Here is a 10422-nt window from a genome sequence, read left to right on the forward strand (position 1 = left end):
GCCCGTCGTCACCAGCGAAGCGCCTTGATCGGGGCCGGTTCTTTCATGACGATAAAACCGTAGTCCCCCAGCAGGTAAATCCGGTAGTACGGGCGCTCCAGCAACGGCGGATACCCCAGATAACCCACCCGTGTCGCATTGCGGCGCTCCTTCTCCGCGACCACGTTGGTGATGCCGAGCTTCGGCAGATTCTCGGCCAGCATGAAAAAGTCGATGTTCAGCAGATAGTGCAACACCGGCATCTGCTTGAACGAACCTGCGGCCCCCGACAGCCAGTGATCGGAATACGTCACCGACATGTAAATCCGCTTGGCCTCGCGCAATTCCCGATGCGTCGAAATGTCGTGCTCAAGGCTGAACAGCGCGCTGGTGCTGAAGGCTTTCTGTACCGTCAGCACCCGACCGTAGGCAAACGACAACGACAGCATCGCCAGCAGTGGCACCGCCAGCAACAGCGTCAGTCGTTCATGGAGTTGCGCCAGCGCCAGATGGCTCAAGTAGAACAACAGCATCAATAAAACCGCGAAGCCCATCAGGGTTCGAGCGCCCTCGTTGAAGTCGCGGAAAAACAGCGCGACGCCGGATACCAGCAGCGTCACGACCGGCAAGGTCAGCAGACACAACAGGCCGATCAACGCTTTCTTCGGCCCACTGTCCTGACGCTTCCACACCTTCAGCCCCAATTGCACAGCGCCGGCGATGGCGCACAGCAACAGCGCGGCGAACACCCAGACCAATCCGCCATGAAACAGCAGCACGACTTTTTCCAGCACTCTGCCGATGTTGATCTGCAGTTGCAGCAGCGGCGCGGCGGTCCAGTTCAACAGCAGCGCGCGATCCTGCGCCATGAACGCCACGGCGCTGACGCAATACATCAACCAGCCCATGGTGACCTGCGCCAGTTTCCAGCCGATCAGCCTGTACAACTGCGGCCAGGCCAAACGGTCATTTACGCCGCGCAGCAGTTCCAGGCAACACAATCCCACAAACACATTGAGGCTGATCTGATACAGCCCCAGCGCCAGCGCAATCAGGAGCGAAGGCACCAGCCATTGCAGGCTGCGCGAAGGATGACGAAAGGTGATCGCGTAGATCACCGCCACCAGGCTCAGCGCCATGGCGGGACCGTCATATTGATAAGACAGGTTTTGCAGAAAAAACGGGTTGTACCAGAGTGGCAAGGGCACCAGGCAACAGGCGAGCGTCGGTTGCGCAAAGTAATGAAACGTCAGCCGGGTCAGTGCCGAGGCCATGGCCAGCGTGGCGATCAATAGCGGCAAGGGAAAGATGTTCGGCGCCGCGCTGCCGAAGGTGAGCAGGTTGTAGAACAGCTGGGTAAACAGGCGACCCTGCTCCGCCCAGGCCATGCCCGCCGACAGCGAACGCCAGTTGTCATCGATGTACGGGTAGTCCGCGAGGATCAGCGGCAGCACATACAGCAACGTCGCGAGCAGAAAAAACAGCCAGACCTGCCGGCCGCCGAGTTCCTTGCCGAGCACATCGCGGAATCGGCCCATGCTAAAGCCCGAGCCGGTCTTTGCCGCCGACGATGTCTTTGACCACGTAGCGCGGCCGGTGCTTGGCCTCGATGTAGATCCGGCCGACGTACTCACCGAGGATGCCGATACCAATCAACTGCACACCGCCAAGAAACAGAATGGCGGTCATCAACGATGGGTAACCGGGTACGCTGTTGCCGAAGAAAATCTTGTCCAGCACCATGTACACCGCGTAAAGCACCGCGAAAATCGAAATGCCGCCGCCGACATACGTCCACAAACGCAGCGGCACGGTGCTGAACGACGTCACGCCTTCGAGTGCCAGGTTCCACAGTTTCCAGCCATTGAACTTGCTGCTGCCGGCCACGCGCCCGGCGCGTTCGTACTCCACCACCGCGGTGGTGAACCCGGCCCACGACAACACGCCTTTCATGAACAATTGATGCTCGGGCAGTGCGCGGATCACGTTGACCACCTTGCGATCCATCAACCGGAAATCACCGACGTTCTCTTCGATCCGGGTGTACGCAATACGGTTCAGCACGTGGTAGAACAGCGCCGCGCTGTGGCGCTTGAGGTAACCGTCGGTGGCCCGGTTGCGGCGTTTGGCGAGCACCACGTCCGCGCCCTTTTGCCACTCGTCAATCAACAGCGGAATGACGCTGATCGGGTCCTGCAAGTCGACGTCCATGGGGATCACCGCATCGCCAGAAGCGTATTCCAGGCCGGCGAACAACGCCGGTTCCTTGCCGAAGTTGCGCGAAAAATTGATCAACAACACACGCTCGTCGACCTGCGCCAGGGCCTTGACCTGTTCGGCCGTCCGGTCGGAGCTGCCATCGTTGATGAATACGATCTCGATCTCGTCGCCGCCCAGCCTCAACTCGCGCTGCACGGCCTGATAAAACAGGCTGATCGCTTGCTCTTCGTTGAAGACCGGAACGATCAGCGAAACCTTCACGTTTCACGCTCCTGAACCATGCTCGGTAAAGATTCGACAGCTGCCATGCACCATTATTCGGGCGCGCCATCGCGCGGGCAGACCAGCGGATGGATTCTTTCAGCCAGTCACATCTGAGACATTCAGTAATAGCGTGTTTTTTGCAATTGTCGTCGAATCGCGCCACCCTGCGCGCCGCCGATGCGCGGCGCGCACCTTTTGCCGCGCTGACCACTCCTTATTCAACACCCGTTCACGAGCCCGCTGTCATGACGTTTGAACGCGATCACCGAATCGACTTTTTTCGAGGCCTGGCGCTGATCTTCATCTTCTGGGATCACGTGCCTCACAACCCCCTCGGTCAAATCACCCCGCGTAACTTCGGTTTCAGCGATGCCGCGGAAATTTTCGTGTTTCTCGCCGGTTACGCGGCGGTCCTGGCCTACGGGAAAATCTTCCGACGGGACGGTTATCTGATTGCTTGCGTGAAGATTCTGCGCCGCGCCTGGGTGCTCTACGTGGTGCATATTTTCTTGCTGGCGATGCTGATGGGTATCGTGTTCTTCGCCAACAGCCACGTGGAAACGAGGGATCTGGTGGAGGAAATGGGCATGCACCACTTCATCACCAACCCGCAGCAAGCCCTGGTCGATGAACTGCTGCTGCGCTTCAAGCCGAACCTCATGGACCCGCTGCCGCTGTACATCGTGCTGCTGGCCGGCTTGCCGCTGGCGCTGCCGATGCTGGTGCGCAAACCATGGGCGGTGGTGGCCGTGTCGTTGACCGTGTACCTGTTGGCGCCGTGGTTCGGCTGGAACCTGGCGGCCATCAAGGATGGCGTGTGGTACTTCAACCCCGTGGTCTGGCAACTGCTGTTTGTGTTGGGCGGCGCGGCGGCGACTTACGGGCAGCGCCCCCGGTTACCTGACGCGCGCCCGTTGCTGCGCCGGCCGTTGTTTGTCAGTGCCGTGGTGTATGTGGTGGTTACCGGCGTGCTGACCGTCTCCTGGCGATGGCCGGAAATACATGATGCGCTGATGCCTGCGTGGCTGAGCAACCTGTTGTACCCGATCAGCAAGACTGACTTGTCGCCGGTGCGGTTGCTGCACTTCCTGGCGCTGGCGTATGTCACGGCGAAACTGTTGCCCGATACCGGCTGGACGCAAAACTGGCTGGCGCAGCAAAGTTGTCGCATGGGGCGTTATTCGCTGGAAATCTTCTGCCTCGGCGTGTTGTTGGCGCCGCTGGCGGATATGGTCAATGCCATGACCGACGATGCGTTTGCCATGCAGATATTCACCGCCTTGGTGGGTGCGGGGTTGATGGCGTTGCTGGGGGCCTGGCTGGAGTTCAATAAACGGTTGAACCAGCCGGTCAACAGGTCGCAGCGTTCGGTAGCTGAACGGATCTCTCTGTAGGGGCTGGTTTGTCGGCGATAGCGGTCTATCCGGCGACCATTTTCTTTCGGGTGTACATATCCGTTGCTGCGGTGACGGCGGCTATTGGTTTCGCCCTTACGGCGAGTCACTTGGAAGAGCCCCAAGTAACCAAGGGCTCTTGCCCCTTTCGTTCGGTGCCTCGCCATGGCTCGGCATACCCTCGCTCCGGTCCTGCTCCGTGGGCCCGCCGCCATCGGCCATCCATGGCCGGGGGCGGCTAACCCGGCATCCATGCCGGGTTGCCCACTGCGCAGAACCTGCGCTCGGCCTCTCGAGGGGGCGCTCAGATCAAAAGCTGAAGGCGAGCTAACGCTCGGCCTGATGAGTGGTGGAAATCAAAAGCAAACGCGATTCCCTGTAGGAGCCGGCTTGCCGGCGAAAAACGTCCGGACAACGCGTTTATTCAGACAGCCCGCGTTATCGTTGACGTCCATCGCCGGCAAGCCGGCTCCTACAGGGGAATGCGTACGCTCATTGAGACAGGTCGGCTGGCAGGCCGCCACGCTTTGGCTTTTGCTTGGCTTTTGATTTTGATCTGCCCCGTCGGGAGGCCGAGTGGAGGTTCTGCGCAGTGGGCAACCCGGCATGGATGCCGGGTTAGCCGCCCCCGGCCAGGGATGGCCGATGGCGGCGTGCCCACGGAGCAGGACCGGAGCGAGGGCATGGCGAGCATTAGCGAGCCACCGTACGTCAGGGGCGCGGGCGCTTGGTTACTTGGCGCTTTTCCAAGTGACTCGCCGTAAGGGCGAAACCAATAGCCGCCGTCACCGCAGCAACGGATCTGCCCCCCATCCACCCCCTATGAAGCCGAACGCACAGCACCTTGCGACACACCAGTCGGCTGCAACTTGAACACATAAAACAACACCGTCAGCAGCACCAAAAACGCCGGCCCCACATACAGCGCCACCCGAGTGTCCGGGAAGTACGCCATCAACCCAACCACCAACACCAAAAACGCCAGTGCAAGATACGAACTCACCGGGTACAACCACATCTTGTATTTCAACCCGGCCCGTTCGCTGGCGCTCAGACCTTTGCGAAACTTGAGCTGAGCCAGCAGGATCATCACCCAGGTCCAGATCGCGCCGAAAGTAGCAATGGCCGTCACCCAAACGAAGACTTTTTCCGGCACCAGGTAATTAAGCAGCACCCCCAGCAACAAGGCGAAAATCGACAGCAGCAGCGCGCGACGCGGCACCCCATTGTTCGACGTCTTGGCAAAACCGGCCGGAGCCTGACCATTCTGCGCCAGGCTATAGAGCATGCGCCCCGTACTGAAAATGCCGCCATTGCAGGACGACAGTGCAGCAGTGATCACCACGAAGTTGATGATGCCAGCGGCGGTCTTGATGCCCAGACGCTCAAAGGTCATCACGAACGGACTGCCCTGGGTGCCGATTTCATTCCACGGGTAGATCGACAGAATCACAAACAGCGCGCCGACGTAGAACAGCAGAATCCGCCAGAACACCGAGCCGATCGCGTTTGGAATGGTCTTCTGCGGGTTCTTCGCTTCACCGGCGGTCAGGCCGATCATCTCGACGCCGAGGTAGGCGAACATCACCATTTGCAGGGACATCAACACGCCTTGCACGCCGTTCGGCATGAAGCCGCCGTGAGCCCAGAGATTGGAAATCCCCAACGCCACGCCGTCGTTGCCGAAACCGAACGCGATCACGCCGACGCCGCCGATCACCATCGCAATGATGGTGACGATCTTGATCAGGGCGAACCAGAATTCGAATTCACCGAAGGCTTTTACGGCGATCAGGTTGATCGAGCCCATGCTGACCAACGCGGCGAGTGCCCAGATCCAGCGCGGGACCTCGGGAAACCAGACGCCCATGTACACCGCCACTGCGGTGATTTCCGCGACACAGGTCACCAGCCACAGGAACCAATAGTTCCAGCCCGTCAGGAACCCCGCCAACGGGCCAAGGTAGTCTTGGGCATAACGGCTGAAGGAGCCGGCGACCGGGTTGTGCACAGCCATTTCGCCGAGGGCGCGCATGATCACCAGGATCGCCAGACCGCCGATGATGTAGGACAGCATGATGGCCGGGCCAGCCATTTCGATGGCCTTGGCCGAACCGAGAAACAGACCGACACCGATACAGGCACCGAGTGCCATCAAGCGAATATGCCGTTCGCCGAGTTCGCGTTTAAGCGGGCCGCCCTGAGCGGTCTCGCCGTGGGGCAGGTGATTGCCGACTGGCATAGGGGTACAACCTCGTCTTGTTATTGGATATGACCACCGAGTGTCGAAGCGCTGACCGATAAGCCATTGCTTGCCTGAAACCGGACCTGCTTCGTGGGCAGAACCGTCCGTAAGGGCAAAACCCTCCAAGATCAGCGGGACGTGCAGTCTAAAAAGACTCCTGCAGGATATTTCACTCTACAACCCACAATATTCAGCGAGAAATCTCGGAGAAAACGCGGTTTTTGGAGGCGCATTACCTGACTTTTTGTAGGAATTTTTACCGTTAAAACGGCACGGAGTATTGCACAGCATTGGTGCATCGTCATGCCCCTACCTAGGCAGCATTTACGTGGCGATGGCTCTAGTACGGCCCTCCTGTAGGAGCTGGCTTGCCGGCGATGGCGCCCGTGAAACCGCCATCGCCGGCAAGCCGGCTCCTACGGATCGGGGACACTGTCCAAAATGTGGGAGTCACCTCCCCCCTGTAGGAGCCGGCTTGCCGGCGATGGCGTCCGTGAAATCGCCATCGCCAGCAAGCCGGCTCCTACGGATCGGGGGCGCTGTCCAAAACATCGGGCTCACCTCCCCCCTGTAGGAGCCGGCTTGCCGGCGATGGCGTCCGTGAAATCGCCATCGCCAGCAAGCTGGCTCCTACGGATCGGGGCGCGACTCAAAATATCGGGCTCACCTCCCCCCTGTAGGAGCCGGCTTGCTGGCGATGGCGTCCATGAAACCGCCATCGCCAACAAGCGAGTCCCCTGCAAAAAGAACATTCGCTCATCCCTCGTCAGGGTGAATATTCGATATCCGGGTGTTCACAATTTTTTCACCGGCAGCATCCACCGTCTAAGCTTCAAACAAGTCCGATCAATCTGCGTGAATGGATCAGTCGACTATGGGCGCGTTATGGCAAACCGATACGAGTAAAACTGTGGTCCCGACTGAACGTGTGGATGAAGCGCCTATCCCCGAAAAACCCCGTCGTAGTCGTACCAAACACGGGTGGAAGGCGTTTTGGTTGCTGGTGTTGATTATCCTGATTGCTCTGGGGTTGGCCGCTGCCAGGGAAATGCGTACCTCGAAGTTTCAATCCCGGGAAGCCAGCAAATATGCCGCTACCCTGAGTTACGAACTGAAGCCAGGCCCAAGCGACTCCATTCGCTATCCAGGGGCCGGCCCTTTTGACTTGCGTCTGGGCTACAGCTCTCTGGGTGAATTCCTGCCGCGCCTGATCAAGCGCGACTACGTCGTTGCGGCACAGACCCGCTTTTCCCAACCGTTGATGGACTACACCGACAAAGGCTTTTTCGTGCCCTATGCGGAAAAGATCCAGGCAGGATTGTCGATCACCGATTGCCATGCGGCGCCGCTTTATCAGTACAAATACCCGCAGCAGCTCTATTCAAGCTTTGACGCGATTCCGCCGGTGGTGGTCAGCAGCTTGCTGTTCATCGAAAACCGCTTCCTGCTCGACCCTCGTCAGCCCCGGGCCAACCCCGCCGTGGATTGGCCACGCTTCGGCATGGCGGCGTGGTCGCAGGTCGCCAAAATGCTGCACATGCCTGGCCAATCGGCGGGCGGCAGTACCCTCGCGACGCAACTCGAGAAGTATCGACACTCGCCCGACGGCTTGACCGTGTCCGGCGGGGAAAAAATCCGCCAGATGATTTCCGCCAGCGTGCGCGCCTATCAGGCCGGGCCGGAAACGCTTGCGGCGCGCCAGAACGTGGTGCGTGATTACCTCAACAGCGTGCCCCTGTCCGCCGTGCCCGGCCACGGGGAAGTGCACGGCATGGCCGAAGGTTTGCGTGTCTGGTACGGCGCCGATTTCAACAAGGCCAACGAACGGCTGGCCAGTACCGACACGGATCCAAAGGCCATGGCGGAAAAAGGCCTGGCCCTGCGTGAAATGCTGTCGTTGATGATTGCCCAGCGCCGCCCTTCCCACTACCTGACCAAGGGCCGCGATGAGCTGGCCGACCTCACCGACAGCCACATTCGCCTGTTGGCGCAAAACTTTGTGATCGACGCGCCGTTCGCCGCCGCCGCATTGGCCAGCAAAGTGACCTATCGCGACTGGCAGACCCAGCCGACCATTCAACCGATCGAAACCAACAAAGGCATCAGCGTGGCGCGCAGTCGCCTGGGCGGGTTGCTCAATCGTCCGCTGTACGACCTCGATCGCCTGGATCTCTCGGCCACCAGTACCCTGCAAGGCGAACTGCAAACCCAGGTCACCGAGTACCTCAAGCACTTGGCCGACCCGGCGTTTGCAACGCAGATCGGTTTGATGGGCGAACGCCTGCTCACCCCCACCAGCACCACGCAAGTGCGCTACAGCTTCACGCTGTTCGAACTGACCCCGGACGGTTCGCGGGTGCGCGTGCAAACCGACAGCACCGATCAGCCATTCGATATCAACGAAGGCAGCAAACTGGAATTGGGCTCCACCGCGAAAATGCGGGTGCTGACGACTTACCTGCAAATCATTGCCGAGCTGCACGACAAGTACGCCGAAATGACCGTCCCGGAACTGAAGAAAGTCGACGTCCCGGATCAGGACCGCCTGAGCCGCTGGGCCGTCGATTACCTGATCGAGAACAAGGACCACAACCTGTCGGCCATGCTCAGCGCCGCGCTGGACCGCAAATACTCGGCCAGCCCCGGCGAAGCCTTTTTTACCGGCGGCGGGCTGCATACCTTCGTCAACTTCCGCAAGGAAGACAACGGTCGCATACCGACCTTGCGCGATGCCCTGCGCGAATCGATCAACCTGCCGTTCATTCGGCTGATGCGCGATCTGGTGCGCTACACCACCTATTCCGGCCCGAACAACAGCGCTGCACTGCTCGGGGACGACCGCGATCCTCGGCGTCAGGAATACCTGGCCGAGTTCGCCGACCGCGAGGGCACTTCGTTCCTGCTGAAGTTCTGGAAGCGCTACAAAAACAAGGACACCCAGGCACGGCTCGAAACCTTCCTCGACAGCATGCGCCCGACGCCGATTCGCATGGCTGCGGTGCATCGCTACCTGTTGCCGCAAGCCAGTCAGGAAAGCTTCAACACCTTCGTGCGCTCGCACCTCTCAGGCGCCAAGCTCACCGAGAAACTCACGGACGAACGCCTGCAACGGCTTTACGAAAATTACAGCCCAGGCATCTACGATTTGCCGGACCAGGGCTTCATCGCCAAGGTCCACCCGCTGGAATTGTGGCTGATCGGTTATTTGTTGAATCATCCTGACGCCAAGTGGAGCGAAATCGTCAAGGCCAGTCAGTTTGAACGCCAGGAAGTCTATAGCTGGCTATTCAAAAGCAAACATAAGGGTGCCCGTGATGGCCGCATCCGCACCATGCTGGAGATCGAGGCGTTTCTCGACATTCACGCGCGCTGGCAGAAAGTCGGCTATCCGTTCGATCACCTGGTGCCCTCGCTGGCCACCGCCATCGGCAGTTCCGGCGACCGGCCAGCGGCATTGGCGGAGCTGATCGGCACCATCCTCAACGACGGCGTGCGCATGCCGACACTGCGCATCGACAGCCTGCATTTCGCGGCGAATACGCCCTATGAAACCAAGCTGATCAACGACCCGGATGTGGGTAAACGGGTGATGCCGTCCGAAGTGGCCACGGCCATGCGCGAGGCCTTGTCGCACGTGGTGGACGCGGGTACGGCCAAACGTGTTTCCGGCAGTTTCATCACCCCCGATGGCAAGCCGCTGGCCATGGGCGGCAAGACCGGGACCGGTGACAACCGCATCGAAGCCATTGGTTCCGGTGGGCGAATCTTGAGTTCGAAGTCGATCAACCGCACGGCCACCTTTGTGTTTTACATCGGTGATAGCCACTTCGGTACGTTGACCGCATTCGTACCCGGTCGCACGGCCGAAGCCTTCAAGTTCACCTCGGCCTTACCGGTGCAAGTGCTCAAGGGCATGGCACCGATTCTCACGCCGTATCTGCAACCGGGCACACATACGCAATGCCTGCCCGTGGAGGTCGCACGACGCTGAAAAACGATGGCGGTAAATAACTATTTTCGGCATTGAAAATTCCAATGCTTTGCCGGGAAGAACGCGTTTCAAGCAGCGGGAATTCAGACTTTTACTTTGAACCTCGGGCGTTAGGCTGGTCACTCCACTTAATGCTCAAGGTTTATTGAAAGCATGACTGACTTACACGGACGTATATCAGCGCTACCGTCACTCGTGGCCGACGACAATAAAGGTCACCATTACGCGTTCATCAAGAACCGTATCCACCCCGTTTTCAAAGGCGCTTCAGTGCGACGGGCTCATGAACTGAGCCGCACACAAACGACTTCAGGACATTGGGTCCGGAG

5 protein-coding genes are annotated in these 10422 nt (G+C 59.5%); 2 read left to right on the forward strand and 3 right to left on the reverse strand.

The features are described from left to right. Positions 1–8 precede the first annotated feature (8 nt). Positions 9–1517: a glucosyltransferase domain-containing protein gene (locus IB246_RS12785; protein ID WP_008043560.1), complete on the reverse strand. Its 1509-nt coding sequence runs from the start codon at positions 1515–1517 to the stop codon at positions 9–11. Position 1518: 1 nt separating this feature from the next. Continuing rightward, a complete protein-coding gene (locus IB246_RS12790; RefSeq protein WP_008043559.1) occupies positions 1519–2460 on the reverse strand; it encodes a glycosyltransferase family 2 protein in 942 nt (313 codons plus the stop codon). A gap of 248 nt (positions 2461–2708) precedes the next feature. Here IB246_RS12790 and IB246_RS12795 point away from each other — a divergent pair, with 248 nt between their 5' ends. Beyond that, complete coding sequence (locus IB246_RS12795) at positions 2709–3857, forward strand: OpgC family protein (RefSeq protein ID WP_008043557.1); 1149 nt, start codon at positions 2709–2711, stop codon at positions 3855–3857. 820 nt (positions 3858–4677) lie between these two features. Here IB246_RS12795 and IB246_RS12800 read toward each other — a convergent pair. Beyond that, positions 4678–6099 (reverse strand): amino acid permease, encoded by a 1422-nt coding sequence (locus tag IB246_RS12800; protein ID WP_008044175.1) that lies wholly within the window; start codon positions 6097–6099, stop codon positions 4678–4680. Between the two features lie 877 nt (positions 6100–6976). On the opposite strand from IB246_RS12800, the gene IB246_RS12805 reads away from it, so the two are divergent. Then, a complete protein-coding gene (locus IB246_RS12805) occupies positions 6977–10093 on the forward strand; it encodes a transglycosylase domain-containing protein (protein ID WP_008043448.1) in 3117 nt (1038 codons plus the stop codon). Positions 10094–10422: the final 329 nt, after the last annotated feature.

Source organism: Pseudomonas sp. PDM01 (assembly GCF_014852325.1).
Taxonomy (GTDB): Bacteria; Pseudomonadota; Gammaproteobacteria; order Pseudomonadales; family Pseudomonadaceae; genus Aquipseudomonas; species Aquipseudomonas migulae.

Bases quoted from the DNA above. Each gene is read 5' to 3' on its own strand.
- IB246_RS12785 (WP_008043560.1), bottom strand. From the start codon at position 1,517: ATGGGCCGATTCCGCGATGTGCTCGGCAAGGAACTCGGCGGCCGGCAG.
- IB246_RS12795 (WP_008043557.1), top strand. From the start codon at position 2,709: ATGACGTTTGAACGCGATCACCGAATCGACTTTTTTCGAGGCCTGGCG.
- IB246_RS12800 (WP_008044175.1), bottom strand. From the start codon at position 6,099: ATGCCAGTCGGCAATCACCTGCCCCACGGCGAGACCGCTCAGGGCGGC.
- IB246_RS12805 (WP_008043448.1), top strand. From the start codon at position 6,977: ATGGGCGCGTTATGGCAAACCGATACGAGTAAAACTGTGGTCCCGACT.